Origin of the sequence: Marisediminitalea oceani, assembly GCF_003731635.1 — a bacterium.
Classification (GTDB): Bacteria; Pseudomonadota; Gammaproteobacteria; order Enterobacterales; family Alteromonadaceae; genus Alteromonas; species Alteromonas oceani.
In genome coordinates, this window is the sequence record NZ_RCUA01000044.1 from 1 (window position 1) to 16,489 (window position 16,489).

The following is a 16,489-nucleotide window of genomic DNA, read 5'->3' on the forward strand; positions in this document are numbered from 1 at the left end:
GCGTCGTGATCTAAGTCGTTTTCGTCTAGCCCTCAGGGATCACTCTGAGAGGGTAAACTTCTATGCAGATTGGTATAACCTCAGAGCTTATCAGGCCCGGACGTAACATGCGTTATTTTATTGGATTGGGTTTATCGCCAGCGAACAAACTGGCCTTGGACTGCTGGCGGGAGAAATGCCTGCCGGAACTTCCGCGCGTCAAAATGCCGCTGAATACTAAAGCGCCCATACGCCAGCCGCGCCCGGTGCCGGCAGCTAACTTTCATATTACCCTGTGCTTTTTAGGGTCTGTTTCGCCACGCCAGTTAGAAGCGGTAACCGAGTGCCTCGCTGAGGTGACGTCGCAACCTTTTGAATTGTCGCTCAATACAACCGGCTTTTGGTCGGGGCCGAAGATTTTCTATGTTGGCCCCGAACAGGTTCCGGAACCGTTGTCAGAACTGGCCGCAAAGGCAACGGCCGCCGCCCGTCAGGCAGGCATCACCGTCGAGAAGCGCGACTATCAGCCTCATGTTACAATGATCCGCAACGTTAAAGCTGACTTTCCCCCACCGCTTTTTCCGCCCTCAGTTGTCTGCCAGTTTAGTCAGTTCCATTTATTTGAATCGGTCTCTACTCAATCTGGTGTAACATACCCTATTCGCCAAAGCTGGCCGCTGCGTAACACTAACTCAGTGCGCGAAAAATTGCTGCGCGGGAATTTTTAACCTTTGCCTCTTTACAGCACTGTCGCTGCTCGGTAAAAAGACACATCACTTTAGAGAACACCAGTAACATGCACCAAACTTTCAGACTTATTATCGATTGCCCCGACCAGGTTGGCCTGGTTGCACGAGTATCCCAGTTTCTGGCTGACCATGATGCGTCAATCCTCGAAGCCAGCCATCATACCGACGTTCAGACCGGTCGGTTTTTTATGCGCCACGAAATCAGTACCGACTCATTAACGCTCTCTTATGATCGTTTTATTGAAGAATTTACCCCGCTGGCGAATGAGTTCCAGATGCAGTGGAAGGTAACTGATTCATCCAAGCGCCAGCGAGTAGCACTGCTCAGTAGTGTTGAATCCCATTGTCTGGTGGATATTTTGCATCGCTGGCATACCGGCGAGTTACATTGCGATATTCCCTGCATTATTGGTAACCACCCGCAAATGAAGCAGTTTGCTGACTGGTACAAAGTGCCTTTTCACTGGGTAGACTTTAAGACCCTGGGGAAAGAAAACGCATTTAAACAAATTGAAGTACTTTTGGATGAATATGCCATCGACCTCACGGTACTTGCCCGTTTTATGCAAATCCTGCCCGACAATCTTTGCTCAAAACTGGCCGGCAGAGCAATTAATATCCATCACAGCTTTCTGCCCTCCTTTGCCGGGGCCAAGCCCTACCAGCAAGCCTATGATCGCGGCGTAAAACTCATTGGTGCAACCTGCCACTACGTTACCCGTGATCTCGATGAAGGCCCGATTATTGAGCAAAGTGTTAAACGCATCAGCCACAGTGATACAGCTGCCGACATGGTACGTAAAGGGAAAGACTGCGAAGTTAATGCGCTGGCTACCGGTGTGCGTAACCACCTCGAAGACCGGGTCATCATTCACCACAACAAAACTGTGGTATTCGCTTAGTCCTTTTGTCGCTGGCAGCGCGCCATACAACGCCTGTCAGTTGCATACCTGAGAGCCAAAGCACCACAATAGATAACTCTACAATAACAAAATGACAGGAACTCTATGCTTACAATAAAAAAGACGCTCACTGCCACCGCCATAGTGCTGGCACTGGCAGGCTGTACTGACGCACCATCGGGCAACGAAAATACCGCCTCAGGTGCTGCCGAAACAACCAGCCAGACAGTTGAAAATACCTTGCTGCAACCTTTTAAAGGCCCCTATGGTGGCGTACCAGCCTTTGAAGATATGCAACTGGACGATCTGATGCCAGCCATGGAAGCGGCTATGACCGAACACCTGGCCGAAATTGATGCGATTGCAAACAACCCCGAAGCGCCGGATTTCGCCAATACGATTGTGGCTTACGAGAAGGCCGGCGACACCATTGGCCGGGTCTATACCTATTATGGTATCTGGAGCTCTAATGTATCCAGTCCGGCGTTCCGTGAACTGCAGCGGGAGTTATCACCCAAGCTGTCAGCCTACCGCTCCAAAATCAATCAGAACAGCAAGCTTTTCGAGCGCATTAAAGCGGTTTATGAAAGTGACGAACTAAACACGCTTACTGACGAAGAGCAACGTATCACGTGGCTCATCTATAACAGTTTTGCCCGCAATGGTGCTACCCTTGAGGGTGAAGCTAAGGCCCGTTACGCCGAAATCAACAAAGAGCTGGCAAGCCTGCATACCCGTTTTTCCAATAACGTACTGGCAGACGAAGAAAATTACGTCACGTATATTACAGCCGAGCAACTCGACGGCTTACCGGAAAGTTTTGTTAAAGCAGCAGCCGCTGCTGCCGCAGACCGTGGTAAGGAAGGCATGTATGCCATTACCAATACGCGTTCATCAATGGATCCTTTCCTGACCTACTCAACGCAGCGGGATTTACGCGAAAAAGTATGGCGCACCTATTACGACCGTGGCGATAATGGCGACGAGTTTGATAACAACGACATCATCAAACAAATCCTTACCCTGCGCCATGAACGCGTTCAGCTGCTCGGTTACGATAACTACGCTCAGTGGCGCCTCGAAGATCGCATGGCGAAGAACCCTGAAAATGCCATGGCGCTGATGATGAAAGTCTGGCCAGCGGCACTGGCCCGGGTAGAGGAAGAAGTGGCCGACATGCAGGCCATTGCCGATGCCGAAGATGCGGACATCGAAATTAAACCCTGGGATTATCGTTTTTACGCCGAGAAAGTTCGTCTCGCGAAATACGACCTAGATTCCAATGAGGTGAAACAATACCTGCAACTGGATAAACTGCGCGAAGCCATGTTTTATGTGGCCGGGCGCTTGTTCAACTTTGACTTTAAACCGGTTCCGGCGGGCACGGTACCGGTATTCCATCCTGATGTGAAAGTATGGGAAGTGGCCGATAAGGACTCTGGCGAACTGGTTGGCCTGTGGTATCTGGATCCGTTTGCTCGTCAGGGTAAACGCTCCGGCGCCTGGGCAACTACCTACCGTAGACACACCACCTTTGATGGTGACAAAAACGTTCTGTCGTCTAACAACTCGAACTTTGTGAAAGGACCGGAAGGTGAGCCAACGCTGATTTCCTGGGATGACGCTGAAACGTACTTCCATGAGTTTGGCCATGCGCTGCACTTCCTGTCAGCAAACGTTAAATACCCCACTTCACACTCTGGCGTCAGAGACTACACTGAGTTCCAGTCGCAGTTACTGGAGCGATGGCTGACCACTGATGAAGTCATTGATGAGTACCTGGTACATTATGAAACCGGCGAACCCATTCCGGACAGCCTGATTGCTAAAATCAAGAAGGCATCGACCTTTAATGAAGGCTTCAAGACTACCGAATATATGGCGTCTGCCATCATGGATCTGCTTTATCACACCACAGATCCTGCCGGTATCGAACCAGACAGTTTTGAGCGTGAACAACTCAAAGCACTTGGCATGCCTGAAGAAATTGTGATGCGTCATCGTACTCCTCACTTTGGCCATGTTTTCTCTGGTGAGGGTTATTCAGCGGGTTACTATGGCTATATGTGGGCAGAAGTATTAACCGCGGATGCAGCAGAAGCTTTTGAAGAAGCGCCGGGCGGCTTTTACGATGAAGAAGTGTCAGCCAAGCTGGTGAAGTACTTATTCTCGGTGCGCAATGCTATGGATCCGGCCGAGGCCTATCGCATGTTCCGTGGTCGCGATGCTAACGTTGAAGCGCTTATGCGTGACCGTGGCTTTCCGGTAACATCAGAGCAGGATAAGTAACCGAAACGGTTAATAAAATAAAGGCCAGCCGCAAGGCTGGCCTTTTTGTTTCTGCCCCGGTTACTCGGGCAACTTCACCTTAATAAGCTTTGCAGCACTCAGTGGTGAGCTTTCCTGAGTCAGCCAGATAGTATTATTTTCGCGAACACAGAGGCCTTCTACCTGCCCGTAGCCGTTAAGCTTATAGGTACTGATTAGGTCAAACTCAGCTGACAGGGTGGCAATAAACGGCTTGAACATGCCCAGAGCATTACTGGTATAGCCAACAATTACATAGCGGTTATTTTGTGCGTCAAAATCAGCGCCAGTTACCACTCCAGGGATCCCTGATACCTCTGCTACCGGCGATAAAAGCGGGGTTACCTTGCCCTTGTCGAGCAAATACACTTTTACTACACGAGTTAGCCAGCTCTTGGAAAACAGTACCAGTTGGTCGCCCCGGGAGACCATCGCTTCTGCATCGTAATCGTGCGCGTAGTACTCGTTTTTGCCAACATCGTAGTTTTCATAGTTGACCGGTAAAGGCGTGATATCGCCCGTATCGGCCCTGCTGACCTTTAACACTGCCAGATCACTGCGTTTACCGGCATTGTTACCAAAGTCACCAATGTAGTAAAACTCGCTGTCTGCCGTTACCGACTCCCAGTCTGTATTCTTGCGCGGCAATTTCTCACTTTTTATAATCGTGCCGGCAGTATCCAGAGTAAATAAGTCGGGGCTGTTGCCCGAATCATTGATAGTGTAAATATGGTTGGCATCACAATATAAGCCCGAGGTTTCCACTAACTGTTCGTCTAAAACAATGTCTTCGAGCACTTCGATACCGCTGTCGTTGCCAGAATCCGTACTGCTGCAAGCGGCAGGGAGCAATAACAGGCTCATTGCAAGTGCCTTACCAGCACCTGCCATAAAAGAAAGATTATTCATAACTCAATTAACGCGGTGAAACGTTCCATTTGTTGCCGCTAATAAGACTGGCGATTTGTACTCACCCGGCAAACAGCGATTTTGCCTGCCGGGAACATCAGCTTCCCCTATAAGGTTTAGCTGAGCTTTTTACGAGTCAGGAGCAACAGACCCAGAGAAAGCAATGCAATGCCGGCTGGCGCCGGAACCGGTTCACTGTCTGTACAAGCGGGATGTTCCGGGTTTTCCGCACAAAAGTCCACGGTTTCCTGTAATTTCACTTCGGCGAAATTAGTGACGAAATCATCGATTTCACTCTGCACGGTGGTATTAAGCTCGTTTAAATCGAAGCTGTTACCGCCATTATTCAGAGCTAAGTCAATCAGCTCGCCAAATTCACCGCCCAATACCACATTAAACAACGCAGAGTTGTCTTTTAGCACGCCATCCAGTGAGTCGGCATCGAAATAGTTGTCGCTGTTGCTGGCTTCGTCGGCAAACAAAATCAGGTTTTTCACCGCATCGTCGCGGTAACTGAGCCCTGGCTGTTCTGAAGGCAGCGCTTCCAGCGCGTAAGCCGTGGCATCATAAGCGGGTTCATCGGCGCCAACTGGTGTGATCCCTGCCATTGCACTGGCAAAGCCTACCGCATCAACGAAATCAGACAGGAGACGGATGCTGTCACCTGCAAAGCCGTAGCCTATAAGTGCAAACTGAGCGTCCAGCCCACCGTTTTGCAAAATACTGGCAAAGGTACCTATGCTGTCACGAAGGTTATTGTGGATAGTGCTCATTGAACCACTTTCGTCCACCAGCATAACAATATCGGTTTTAATAAGGGCCGCATTAGCAGGGGCCGTAACAGTGAATAAACCAAACCCGAGCATAACGGCGGCTATCAGGGCTGACCACGTTTTTCTGTTCTGTCTTTTCATTTTTTTACTACGGTAATGCGTTGTTATAAAAGAAAAAATGCAATAATCATTCCATTAAAAAAAGTGGCTCAAGATCATTGATTTATAAAAGTTGAAGCCAACATTATTATCATTTTTGTAAAAAACTTCGACATAATTATACCTGTATCATTTAAACCGTTTCCAGAGCGGAAAGTGAACACATGATACAATTCTGGTGTATAACATCTGGTAGGAATCTAATTGCTGTTGTTTTAGGTAACAGCCAAACAATAATAAGGACTCTTTGAGTGTCAGATCCAACTATTGCTCTGGTCGCCGTCGGCCTGCTTTCAATCAGTTGTCAGTATTTAGCTTACAAGATCCGTTTACCGGCCATTTTGCCTCTGTTAGTCGTGGGTATTCTGGTTGGTCCGGTTTTTAATGTATTAGATGCAGACGCCCTGTTTGGTGATTTACTCTTTCCGGTAGTATCGCTATCGGTCGCCATTATTCTGTTTGAAGGTGCGCTGACCCTTAAATACAGTGATATTGCCGGGCACGGTAACATGGTCAGAAACCTCTGTAGCATCGGGGTTCTGGTCACCTGGATCATCGCCGCCACTGTGGCCCACTATGCGCTGGACATTAGCTGGCAGCTCTCGTTCTTATTCGGAGCCATCGTCACCGTAACCGGGCCCACCGTTATTGTGCCTATGCTTCGAACCGTACGCCCCCAGACAAACCTTGGCAATATACTGCGCTGGGAAGGGATTATTATTGATCCCATCGGAGCATTACTGGCGGTGTTGGTTTACGAATATATCATTTCGTCGCAGAGCGCCGTGTCTCACACCCTGGTAGCTTTTGGTAAAACGATCGGTATCGGGCTCGGCCTGGGTATGGCAGTGGGCTACTTCCTGGGGATCACTCTGCGCCACAATCTGGTTCCTCATTATTTACGCAATACAGCGGTCCTAACCATCATCCTGGCAGCCTTTGCCGGTTCCAATTATTTCGCTCACGAGTCCGGGCTGCTAACCGTTACCGTGATAGGCGTCATGATGGCGAACATGCGGGATGTGGACGTTGAGGACATCCTTGAGTTCAAGGAAACGCTCAGTGTTTTGCTTATTTCCGGGCTGTTTATATTACTTGCTACCCGCCTCGATTTAGGCGCCGTGGCAGATGTAGGCTGGGCAGCAGTGGCCGTTTTATTCTCGATCATTTTCATTGCCCGTCCGCTGGCAGTGTTTGTCTCATCCATCGGTACCGGACTTAACCTGCGCGAACTGGCTTTGCTGAGCTGGCTGGCTCCACGAGGTATCGTTGCCGCGGCTGTCTCCGCCTTGTTTTCACTCAAACTGGAGCAACTCGGCTATGCCCAGGTAGAAATCATCGTGCCGTTAGTTTTCCTGGTGATCATTGCCACCGTGGTGTTACAGGGCCTTACGGCTAAGCCCGTAGCGGCACTGCTCAAGGTGCGCGCTCCGGTACCCAATGGATTTCTGCTGTTTGGTGCCAGCGAATTCAGTCGCATGCTGGCCAAAGAACTGATTAAACATAAGGTGCCGGTACGGGTAGCCGATACCAACTGGGATGCTATCCGCGCGGCCAGAATGCAGGATATCCCGGTGTATTTTGGTAATCCTACATCTGAGCATGCCGCCATCCATCTGGATTTAAACACCATAGGTACGGTACTGCTGTTATCGCCCTATAAACAGCTAAATCCTATGATTGGTTATCATTTTGAGTACACGTTGGGTAAGGATAAGGTCTGGGGCCTGACCAACAATGAACTCGCAACCCGGCCTAGCCATCAGGTTTCCAGGGATTATGCTAAAAAACTGTCGTTGTTTGCTGAAGGCATTACCTACGGGTACCTGGCCAGTGCGGTTAGTCGTGGTGCGCAAATAAAAACCACGGCGCTTACACCTGAGTTCACTTTTAAGGACTATATGGAAAAGTACGGTGATGCTGCTACCCCACTGATGTACATCAACGAAAATAACCGCATGCATGTTTTGCTTAGTTCAGATGAAACGATTCCGCGCGCTGGCAGTAAGCTGGTCAGTTTGGTGGAAGCTGAGGTGCTGGATTCAGAAAAAGTCGTGAAGCCGGCAAAAGACTAACAGAATAGCACCCTGTCTGTGGACAGGGTGCCTCTCCCTGGAAACAACGAGCAATTAGATGGTGCGTTAGGTGCAACCTTTTGAATTTTTGTTTTGCCTAATTACAGCGTCGCTTGGTTATAGCAATCAACAGGCCAACTTTAGTATAATTTATAAATAACTGAAATATTGGAACTTTATAAATATATCCAGCCAATTTCACCAAAAGTATGCCTTACAAAGCACCACAATAAAGCACAATATGCTTCATCGCACCAAATTGGTTAATCTGGTAGGCAAGAAGCTCCTTTTCGATGGTTAGCAAAGAAATAATAGGGCCGGTATACAATCTCGGGGGGCTGCCCGTTCGCCGATTTTTTGACAAAAATCATCATTAGTGGTGTTTCTTTGCACTTCCATCGAAGGGCTACTCTGTCATTTTTCTTTGAGCTTGAGGAATAGCGCTGGCATCAACCCTGTGACTGGGGCTCGCTCCCAGCCGGTGCATGCCGTCAGAGCCCCTGGCGACTAAGCAGTGCATACATGGCAAAGCTACCTAGCCAGTGCGTTCCTTCATAGTGGTTATCTACAATAGTCGGTAATGCCGCATTAACGTGCGCATCGCCAATAGCTTGCAGATGACCGTATTCCGCAGGAAACGCTTTGGCAACCCCATACAACGACCAGGCCCGGCTGAAATTGAGCCCGTCCAGATGAACCAGTTTTCCATCAGTGCGATCGCTCACACGGGCAGGCTCCAGAGTAAATGTCTGATTAATCAGTTCTGGTATAAAATCACCAGCCCAGCTTTTGAACTGCTCCCCGGGTAGTACCTTGCGCATTAGGTTTAACTCTTCAAAACAGGGCGACAGAAAATCGAATCCGTTAGGCTCCCAGGCAAGGGGACACTGCTTATCACTAAGGTACCAGTGCAAGGCACGCGCTCTGATGAGTTGTGCCAGCGCATCGTTATCTGTTGCCACGGCAAAGTCATACGCCATTGAAAGCCCGAATGCGGTGTTGGGGTGTTCACCGGTGCGAATAGGATAGATAAGTTTCGGTAAAAAGGTTTCATACTTACTAACCATCAGCTCAGTTAATGGCTTAAGGTTTTGCTCCAGCTTTCTGGCCAGCGGATCATGCCAGTTGTGCAGTTCGGCTGCCAGCGTTAGTAACCACGCCCAGCCGTAAATGCGTTCGTAGTTTTTATTACCGGGCGTCGCAAAAAAAGCCACTTCTACTGCAATGTTCTCTGCCGTCAGATTGGTTTTCAGGATTGCTTTAATGGTTTCTCTTTCAGCAAGATCCGGAAAATTACGCAGCAGATTGACCATCATCCAATGACCATGCACGCTAGAGTGCCAGTCAAAACAACCATAAAAGGCCGGGTGCAGTGCTTTGGGTGATTTCAGATATTCGTCACCATCCAGCACCTGATTGAGTTTATTGGGATACTCCACCTGGGTACATTTGAGTGGTAGAGAAGCCAGACGATTAGCTTCTTCAAGAGTAAGTGCCGGGGTGCTTGCCTGACTATACGAAGACCAGATACTCAGCGCAATGGCGAGCAGAATCGTTAGCAGCCTGAAAATAACCATGATCTGATTTTCCTTTTTATTTGTGATGGTTATCAGGCATGGTCTGCAATTCATGCCGGTAAGTAAAGGAGTTTTGAAACCAGGCATACCATAAGCGGTTTATGGCGTTAAGAGAAAATGTAGTGACAAGATGTTTCAGAATAATGGGGCAGGCCGTCGCCTTGCCCCATATTCCTTTATTCAGTTAGCCATTATCCGAGGAGGGACCTGGCATGGTTCGGATGCCAGGATGGCCGACTGAATTAACTGCCCGATGCGGCATATATTGAGTGTTAAACCTGGTCACCGGTGACAGGCTGGGGAAGACACGCTTTCCTTGCATAATCAAAGCCCTGAGGAGAAATCACTACAGAACTTAGCCTATCAGTTGTTATATAACTCAACAACTTTCATTGTTTTATCCAGCGCACCACTGTTTTGCTCCAGCACGGCGTAACCGGCAAGGCCAGCCTGCGCTGCGGCATCTGCATTTTTGCACCAGGAAAGGGTAAGCTCGGTCATGGCAGCGGCATCTTCAACAATAAACAGTGCACCGGACTCTGCTAATTTGGCGCAGATAACCGGGTTGTTGTAGGTATTTGGCCCCATCATAACCGGCAGTTTTCTGGCTGCCGGTTCAAGCGCATTATGACCGCCCCGGTCGGCAATACTGCCGCCGACAAAGGCAAAATCGGCCACGGTGTACACTGCATTAAGCTTACCCATTTCATTTACCAGTAACACGTCGCAATCATCGGATACACTATTGGCCGACGCACTTTGTGTCATGGTTAAACCGGCTCTCTGGATAAGTCGGGCTACCGTCTCGAATCGTTCAGGATGGCGGGGAACCAGTACCAAAAGAAGTTGCGGGCAGTGTTTTTTCACCGCCTGGTAGGTTTGCAGCAATACCGTTTCCTCAGGATCATGGGTACTTCCTCCCACAAGTACTTTTCGGCCACTGTGCTCCAGTCCTAAAAAGCCGCTTACCGAGGCATCCAGGGCAGAGGCCTGGTCGAATTTAATATTATTGGTTAGCGTGAGCTTACTTTCCGGCATGCCTAAGAACCGATAGTTCGCATAATCCCTGTCGCCCTGCGCGCATACATGCGCCAGCTTGTTAAGCATTGGCTCGAACAGGATGGGGAACTTCGCATAACGTCTTGCTGAACGGTCGGTCATTCTGGCATTGACCACCAGTACCGGAATGTCACGTTTCCAGCAGGCATGGATCAGGTTAGGCCAGAGCTCTACCTCAGTGATGAATACCACGCTGGGTTTAATCCGTCTCAACATGCCCGCCATGGCCATGTGTAAGTCATAGGGCAGGTAAAAGTGATGCACCTTATCACCAAAAATTGCCCGGACCCGGGCCGAACCGGTAGGCGTAGTAGTGGTAACGGTTATCTGTCGCTCTGGTTGCTCCTGCATAATGCGTTTAATCAGTACCGACGCCGCGACCACCTCTCCCACTGACACACAATGAAACAGATAGCCATTGGCCTTGGGTGCGTGAGCTACGTAGCCAAACCGCTCAAAGCGGCGGCGGTTATAGTCCTTCTGGCGGGTCATACCGCGTTTAACGAGAGTGAAAAAAGCAAACGGAATAAGCACTGCCAGAATAAAGGAATAAAACCAGCGAAAGGCGTCCTGATACCACTTAGGAGAATATGTTGCGCGTTGCTTGCTCATGTTGCCTTGTACACCGTTATGCTGGCCGTCATCAAAATGTCGTGAAGTTTTGTTTCACTGACACACAGGTTTTCACGTTTACTTTTATTGCATGTCATCAAGTGCCACCAAACCCGCAGTGCTTATCATCAGATTAAGTGCGATGGGCGATATTGTAATGGCCTCAGGTCTGCCGTCCAGCTTAAAACAGCATTTTGACAACCATGTGACCATATCCTGGCTGGTTGAAAGCCCCTATGCCGCCCTTGTGGCAAACCACCCGGACGTAGATAACGTTATTACCTGGCCCAAACAGGAATGGCGGGCACTGGTGAAATCACGACGATACCTTGCGCTGTTTAAAGCGTTACTGCGGTTTCGGCGAACTTTAAGAGCTTTACAGTTCGATCTGGTTGTTGACGCCCAGGGGTTACTTAAAAGTGCACTGTTAGCCTGGTTCACCGGTGCGCGTAAACGGGTGGGGTTTAATAGTAAGGAACACAGTCAGTGGTTTCTTACTCAGTCTTTCGATAAGCCCCTGTCAGATGACATTAGCAGCGAGTACAAGTTTCTGGCCGGTAAGTTTAGTAACGCCCCCTATCAACTTACCCTCCAGCTGAGCGAACAGGATCGGACAACTGCGCGTAACCTGCTCAATGAAGAAGGCTTTCACAGCAACTTTATCGTAATCGCCCCATTTACAACCCGCCCTCAAAAGCATTGGTTACTCCCCTACTGGCAGAAACTCATTGCTATGCTGGGGAAGGATGGAAATCAGGTGATAATCCTTGGCGGGCCGGCCGACAAGAACAGCGCTGAGCATCTTGCCAGCGGCAATTCGCACTGCCTGAGCATGGCTGGTTCATTGAGCCTGACCCAGAGTGCTGCCGTGATTGAGCAATGCGCGGCGCTCATCGGCGTTGATACCGGCCTGACACACATGGGCATGGTTTATCAACGGCCCACCGTGGCTATTTTCGGTTCAACCCGGCCGTATACCCAAACCCAGAACCCTCGCGCCCGTATTTTATATGCAGATTTAAGTTGTGCCCCCTGTAAGCGTCGCCCTGTCTGTGACGGCCGTTTTGACTGTATGCAGGCAATAACCCCAGGGCAGGTGTTCAGCACGTTGCAAGGATTGCAATAACCATGCGTGTAATGCATCTGGAACTCGGCAGGCACCTGTATGGCGGTGCCAAACAGGTGGAATACCTCATTAAAGCCATTGCTGTACAAAGCAACGCGGTTGAACAACATCTGGTGTGTGCTGAAGCCAGTGACATTGCCGCTTTGCGTCTGAGTGACTGTGAAACACACGCCCTGCCCTATGCTGGTGAACCGGACATCAGTATTTTGTGGCGTCTGGCCGGGTTGGTCAGGGCATTACAACCTGACATTCTGCATGTACACAGTCGTCGTGGTGCCGATCTGTGGGGCGCAATAATCGCCAGATATACTGGTATACCAGCCATTTGTACGCGGCGAGTTGATAACCCGGAGTCTGCCATAAGCCGCCTGAAATATGCCGAGTATAAGGCCGTAATCAGTATCTCCGAAGGCGTACGGAAAGTGGTTTCACAGCGTTGCCCGGCATCGGTATTTCAGCAGGTTATCCATTCGTCGGTGGACTTATCAGAATTTCACTATGCTGAAGATCCTGACTGGTTTCGCTGTACGTTTGCCATACCAGAGGGTTACCGGGTATTAGCAAACTTCGCTCAGCTTATCGAGCGTAAAGGGCAGCACGACATCATTGCGGCAATGAAGCAGGTTGTTGCAAAGCAGCCGAACACCCTCTGCTTACTGTTTGGCAAAGGCAGTCTGGCTGATGATTATCAGCTTCAGATAGACCAGGCAGGGATAAGCGATAATGTCCGCTTGTGTGGCTTTACCGAACAGGTGGCCAGAATACTGCCCAATATTGATTTGCTGGTACATCCGGCACATGCCGAAGGCCTCGGTGTTATTTTGTTGCAAGCTGGTGCCTGTAAAGTGCCGGTGATCGCCAGTCCGTCCGGCGGCATACCCGAAATTATTAAACATGAGAAAACCGGCTGGCTGACACCGGCTGGCGATTCAGATAAGTTGGCCACGGCAATCTGCTCTGCCCTGGACAATGACGACTTGAGGCATGCCCTTAGTGAAGCTCTATTAAATCATGTAAGTACTCACTTTTCGACCGAAGCCATGGCAAAAGGCTATTTAAGTCTGTATCAACACATTAAGGGATAGGCCGGCTGGAGCATAAACTCAAACCCTTTTATACTGGCCGGGACCACTCAAATTAAAGGTTCCGTTGTAATGAAATCCTGCCGTTTACTGTTATCACCGCTGCTACTGACTCTGGTATTGCTTTTTGTTCCTCAGGTTTTTGCTGAAACACCGCCCTATGCTGCGGCAGAAAAGGAATTAATGGTGCCCGTTGAAGGCGGTAAGGTATATGTCAGGCTTAATGGCTTAGCTCATAAGGCAGCGATACCGGTTATCTTTATCCATGGCGGGCCGGGCGGTACACACAATGGCTTTGCAGGTATGACAGGCCTCGCAGATGACCGCATGGTAATCATGTACGACCAACTCGACAGCGGTAAGTCTGAGCAAACCAATAATCCGGACAACTGGCGCGTAGAAAGGTTTGTAGAATCTATTGAGACTATTCGTCAGCACCTGAATATCCCGCGCTGGCATGTAGTTGGTCACAGTTGGGGGTCGGCACTGGCGCTGGAATATACCGCAAAGTACCCCAGCAATGTGGTATCCACTGTGCTTGGCGGCACGTTTATCTCAACACCTCACTGGATCATGGATGCTAACTTACTGGTTAAGGCTGCTCCCGAGGCAGTACAACAAACACTGCGTGAATGCGAGTCATCTGAGCCGCCGGGCGAAGTCAAATGCAGTGCTGCTTACACCAAGCTTTATTCTGCTTACTACAGTCCCGGAACCGCTTCCAGTGCTAAACAGGAGTATTACCAGAACGTCGGCGGCAATGGATTTAATCCGGTGATTTACAACGCCATGTGGGGGCCCAGTGAATTTTCTTCCACCGGGGTACTAAAGCATTACGACGCCACTCACTTACTCGGCCGTATCAACCCGGCGAAAACCCTGTTTATGATTGGCCAGTACGACTCAGCCCGCATCGATACGGTTCAGGATTACCTCGCCTTAACCCCGGGAGCTGAGCTTGCAGTAGTGCCAGGCGGTGCGCACGGTTTTTACAGTGACCGACCGTTAATTACCCAGGCAATATTAACCAGCTGGCTTAAACGACACGATAAGCATTAGAACCAAATACCGTTTTCCTGCGTCTGAGTCGTATCACAGCACGCTCTTACTAATATTCAAAGTGTAATGCGGTTATAGCTTTAAACTATACCTGGTAGACAAGCATTTTGCCTTTACATAGCTAACTATCTATGTTTGCAAAGGACAGATAGAAAACTGTGTGGCTGTTTATTTTTGACACAGTTGAAAAAAACGCAATTCTAAAAGAATAAAATCATAATATTCATGAGGATAGAAACCATTCTCAAAATCAACCTCATAGCTGGTTTTGCGAAAATGGTTGGTGCGTTAACTTGAATGGCAGATCGGCTTTAAAACGCAGATATCAAACGTAAAGTTTTACTTAACACAGCCTGAATATAAACTTAACCATAAAAAGACCTCTGATAAAATCTTTTTTTTCAGCAACTTAATATAGTTACAACTAACTTAACAAGGCTTTAGCTAATATTCCAGCTTAAGCACCCTAATTTGCAAGTCTGCTAGTGTTACAGGCAATAAAAAAGCCGCTCAAAAGAGCGGCTTTTTTTAAACGCTTAGAAAGTAGCGATTAAACGCCAGCTTTCTCAACAACGTCAACCAACATCCAAGATTTGTTCTTAGAGATTGGTGCACACTCGCGAACAGTAACTGTATCGCCTTCGTTGCACACGTTGCTTTCGTCATGAGCGTGCAGTTTAGTAGTACGCTTGATGAACTTCCCGTAGATAGGGTGTTTAACAAAACGTTCTACCGCAACAGTAATGGTTTTATCCATTTTGTTGCTAACCACACGACCTTGTACTGTACGAATTTTTTGCTCAGTCATTACGCATCAGCCTTTTGAGTCAGAATGGTTTTAACACGCGCGATGCTGCGACGCACTTTCTTCAACTGGTCGGTTTTTTCAAGCTGGCCAGTTGAATGCTGCATGCGTAAGTTGAACTGTTCGCGTAGCAGGTTTAATAACTCTGCATTCAGCTCTTCTACGCTTTTTTCTTTCAGTTCAGCTGCTTTCATTACATCACCGTCCGAGTTACAAAGGTTGTTTTAAATGGCAGTTTTGCCGCAGCCAAAGTAAACGCTTCGCGTGCCAGAGCTTCAGGAACACCTTCCATCTCATAAAGAACACGACCAGGTTGAATTTGGCATACCCAGTACTCAACGTTACCCTTACCTTTACCTTGACGAACCTCAAGAGGCTTCTCAGTAATTGGCTTGTCAGGGAAAACCCGAATCCAGATTTTACCTTGACGCTTAACGTGACGAGTCATGGCACGACGTGCAGCCTCAATTTGGCGCGCAGTCATTCGACCACGACCAACCGCTTTAAGACCGTAAGTACCAAAGGCAACAGTAGCTCCCGCAGCTGTACCGCGGTTGCGGCCTTTGTGCATTTTACGGAATTTCATGCGTTTTGGTTGTAACATGATTAGCCCTCTCGCTTAGCGTTGCGGCCTTTCTTCTTAGGTTGAGCTGGCGCTGCCGGCTCTTGAGTTGTAGGTAAACCACCTAGAACTTCACCTTTGAAGATCCATACTTTAACGCCGATGATACCGTAAGTAGTAGACGCTTCAGAAGTCGCGTAATCGATATCCGCACGGAAAGTGTGCAGAGGAACACGACCTTCACGGTACCATTCTGAACGTGCAATCTCTGCACCGCCCAAACGGCCGCTAACTTCTACTTTGATACCTTTTGCGCCAAGGCGCATTGCGTTTTGAACCGCACGCTTCATAGCGCGACGGAACATTACACGGCGTTCCAGCTGGCTTGAAATGCTGTCAGCAACTAACTGACCATCCAGCTCTGGCTTGCGTACTTCAGCAATGTTGATCTGAGCAGGCACACCGGCCAGCTTAGAAACATAGTTACGCAGCTTTTCAACGTCTTCGCCTTTCTTACCGATTACTACGCCTGGACGAGCAGTGTGAATAGTCACACGGATGCTCTTAGCAGGACGCTCGATCACGATTTTAGACAGTGAAGCGTTTTTCAGTTGTTTTGTCAGGTACTGACGTACCTGATGGTCATTGTACAGGTTATCTGCATAATCTGCGGTATTAGCGTACCAGGTAGAAGTCCATGGTTTACTGATACCCAGGCGTATACCTGTAGGATGTACCTTCTGTCCCATTATCT

15 protein-coding genes are annotated in these 16,489 nt (G+C 48.9%); 7 read left to right on the plus strand and 8 right to left on the minus strand.

The features are described 5' to 3' along the window. The first annotated feature begins 107 nt into the window (after positions 1 to 107). From thpR to D9T21_RS13575, 3 genes are all read left to right on the plus strand, one after another. Entirely contained in the window at positions 108 to 707 is a 600-nt protein-coding gene (gene thpR / locus D9T21_RS13565) for an RNA 2',3'-cyclic phosphodiesterase (protein ID WP_123325574.1), read from the plus strand. A 68-nt stretch (positions 708 to 775) separates the two neighbouring features. Next, positions 776 to 1,630, plus strand: a complete 855-nt coding sequence (gene purU / locus D9T21_RS13570) for a formyltetrahydrofolate deformylase (RefSeq protein ID WP_105935551.1) — start codon at positions 776 to 778, stop codon at positions 1,628 to 1,630. Positions 1,631 to 1,735: 105 nt separating this feature from the next. After that, positions 1,736 to 3,919: a M3 family metallopeptidase gene (locus D9T21_RS13575; RefSeq protein WP_123325516.1), complete on the plus strand. Its 2,184-nt coding sequence runs from the start codon at positions 1,736 to 1,738 to the stop codon at positions 3,917 to 3,919. A 60-nt stretch (positions 3,920 to 3,979) separates the two neighbouring features. On the opposite strand, the gene D9T21_RS13580 is transcribed toward D9T21_RS13575, so the two are convergent. Both D9T21_RS13580 and D9T21_RS13585 read right to left on the minus strand, forming a co-directional pair. Continuing rightward, positions 3,980 to 4,846 carry a hypothetical protein gene (locus D9T21_RS13580; protein WP_123325517.1) on the minus strand — a complete coding sequence of 289 codons (867 nt, stop codon included), beginning with the start codon at positions 4,844 to 4,846 and terminating at the stop codon, positions 3,980 to 3,982. A 116-nt stretch (positions 4,847 to 4,962) separates the two neighbouring features. After that, on the minus strand, positions 4,963 to 5,760 hold the full coding sequence (locus D9T21_RS13585) for a vWA domain-containing protein (RefSeq protein WP_123325518.1): 798 nt from the start codon (positions 5,758 to 5,760) through the stop codon (positions 4,963 to 4,965). Between the two features lie 269 nt (positions 5,761 to 6,029). Here D9T21_RS13585 and D9T21_RS13590 point away from each other — a divergent pair, with 269 nt between their 5' ends. Further along, entirely contained in the window at positions 6,030 to 7,853 is a 1,824-nt protein-coding gene (locus tag D9T21_RS13590) for a cation:proton antiporter (protein WP_123325519.1), read from the plus strand. A 491-nt stretch (positions 7,854 to 8,344) separates the two neighbouring features. Here the strand turns inward: D9T21_RS13590 and D9T21_RS13595 are convergent, their stop codons facing one another. Further along, a complete protein-coding gene (locus D9T21_RS13595) occupies positions 8,345 to 9,430 on the minus strand; it encodes a DUF2891 domain-containing protein (RefSeq protein WP_123325520.1) in 1,086 nt (361 codons plus the stop codon). A gap of 363 nt (positions 9,431 to 9,793) precedes the next feature. Then, positions 9,794 to 11,101 (minus strand): 3-deoxy-D-manno-octulosonic acid transferase, encoded by a 1,308-nt coding sequence (locus tag D9T21_RS13600; RefSeq protein ID WP_123325521.1) that lies wholly within the window; start codon positions 11,099 to 11,101, stop codon positions 9,794 to 9,796. Between the two features lie 91 nt (positions 11,102 to 11,192). Between D9T21_RS13600 and D9T21_RS13605 the strand changes: the two genes are divergently transcribed. From D9T21_RS13605 to D9T21_RS13615, 3 genes are all read left to right on the plus strand, one after another. Further along, a complete protein-coding gene (locus D9T21_RS13605; protein ID WP_123325522.1) occupies positions 11,193 to 12,227 on the plus strand; it encodes a glycosyltransferase family 9 protein in 1,035 nt (344 codons plus the stop codon). A gap of 2 nt (positions 12,228 to 12,229) precedes the next feature. Beyond that, entirely contained in the window at positions 12,230 to 13,312 is a 1,083-nt protein-coding gene (locus D9T21_RS13610) for a glycosyltransferase family 4 protein (RefSeq protein ID WP_241155712.1), read from the plus strand. Positions 13,313 to 13,381: 69 nt separating this feature from the next. Continuing rightward, positions 13,382 to 14,368, plus strand: coding sequence for a proline iminopeptidase-family hydrolase (locus tag D9T21_RS13615; protein ID WP_123325524.1), 987 nt, complete (start codon positions 13,382 to 13,384; stop codon positions 14,366 to 14,368). A gap of 550 nt (positions 14,369 to 14,918) precedes the next feature. Here D9T21_RS13615 and rpsQ read toward each other — a convergent pair. The 4 genes from rpsQ to rpsC are packed head-to-tail and all read right to left on the minus strand — an operon-like array spanning position 14,919 to position 16,484. Beyond that, the gene (gene rpsQ / locus D9T21_RS13620) at positions 14,919 to 15,176 is read right to left on the minus strand and encodes a 30S ribosomal protein S17 (RefSeq protein ID WP_070177563.1); all 258 of its coding nucleotides are present in this window, start codon (positions 15,174 to 15,176) and stop codon (positions 14,919 to 14,921) included. Continuing rightward, positions 15,176 to 15,367 carry a 50S ribosomal protein L29 gene (gene rpmC, locus D9T21_RS13625; RefSeq protein WP_070177562.1) on the minus strand — a complete coding sequence of 64 codons (192 nt, stop codon included), beginning with the start codon at positions 15,365 to 15,367 and terminating at the stop codon, positions 15,176 to 15,178. Before rpmC ends, rpsQ begins: the two co-directional genes overlap by 1 nt. Further along, positions 15,367 to 15,777, minus strand: coding sequence for a 50S ribosomal protein L16 (gene rplP / locus D9T21_RS13630; protein ID WP_105935539.1), 411 nt, complete (start codon positions 15,775 to 15,777; stop codon positions 15,367 to 15,369). The genes rpmC and rplP overlap by 1 nt, the downstream gene beginning before the upstream one ends. Before the next feature lie 2 nt (positions 15,778 to 15,779). Then, positions 15,780 to 16,484: a 30S ribosomal protein S3 gene (gene rpsC / locus D9T21_RS13635; RefSeq protein ID WP_070177560.1), complete on the minus strand. Its 705-nt coding sequence runs from the start codon at positions 16,482 to 16,484 to the stop codon at positions 15,780 to 15,782. Positions 16,485 to 16,489: the final 5 nt, after the last annotated feature.

Coding starts and splice junctions, on each gene's coding strand:
- D9T21_RS13605 (WP_123325522.1), top strand. CDS start 11,193: ATGTCATCAAGTGCCACCAAACCCGCAGTGCTTATCATCAGATTAAGT.
- D9T21_RS13585 (WP_123325518.1), bottom strand. CDS start 5,760: ATGAAAAGACAGAACAGAAAAACGTGGTCAGCCCTGATAGCCGCCGTT.
- D9T21_RS13575 (WP_123325516.1), top strand. CDS start 1,736: ATGCTTACAATAAAAAAGACGCTCACTGCCACCGCCATAGTGCTGGCA.
- D9T21_RS13580 (WP_123325517.1), bottom strand. CDS start 4,846: ATGAATAATCTTTCTTTTATGGCAGGTGCTGGTAAGGCACTTGCAATG.
- rpsQ (WP_070177563.1), bottom strand. CDS start 15,176: ATGACTGAGCAAAAAATTCGTACAGTACAAGGTCGTGTGGTTAGCAAC.
- rpmC (WP_070177562.1), bottom strand. CDS start 15,367: ATGAAAGCAGCTGAACTGAAAGAAAAAAGCGTAGAAGAGCTGAATGCA.
- rplP (WP_105935539.1), bottom strand. CDS start 15,777: ATGTTACAACCAAAACGCATGAAATTCCGTAAAATGCACAAAGGCCGC.
- D9T21_RS13615 (WP_123325524.1), top strand. CDS start 13,382: ATGAAATCCTGCCGTTTACTGTTATCACCGCTGCTACTGACTCTGGTA.
- D9T21_RS13610 (WP_241155712.1), top strand. CDS start 12,230: ATGCGTGTAATGCATCTGGAACTCGGCAGGCACCTGTATGGCGGTGCC.
- rpsC (WP_070177560.1), bottom strand. CDS start 16,484: ATGGGACAGAAGGTACATCCTACAGGTATACGCCTGGGTATCAGTAAA.
- thpR (WP_123325574.1), top strand. CDS start 108: ATGCGTTATTTTATTGGATTGGGTTTATCGCCAGCGAACAAACTGGCC.
- D9T21_RS13600 (WP_123325521.1), bottom strand. CDS start 11,101: ATGAGCAAGCAACGCGCAACATATTCTCCTAAGTGGTATCAGGACGCC.
- purU (WP_105935551.1), top strand. CDS start 776: ATGCACCAAACTTTCAGACTTATTATCGATTGCCCCGACCAGGTTGGC.
- D9T21_RS13595 (WP_123325520.1), bottom strand. CDS start 9,430: ATGGTTATTTTCAGGCTGCTAACGATTCTGCTCGCCATTGCGCTGAGT.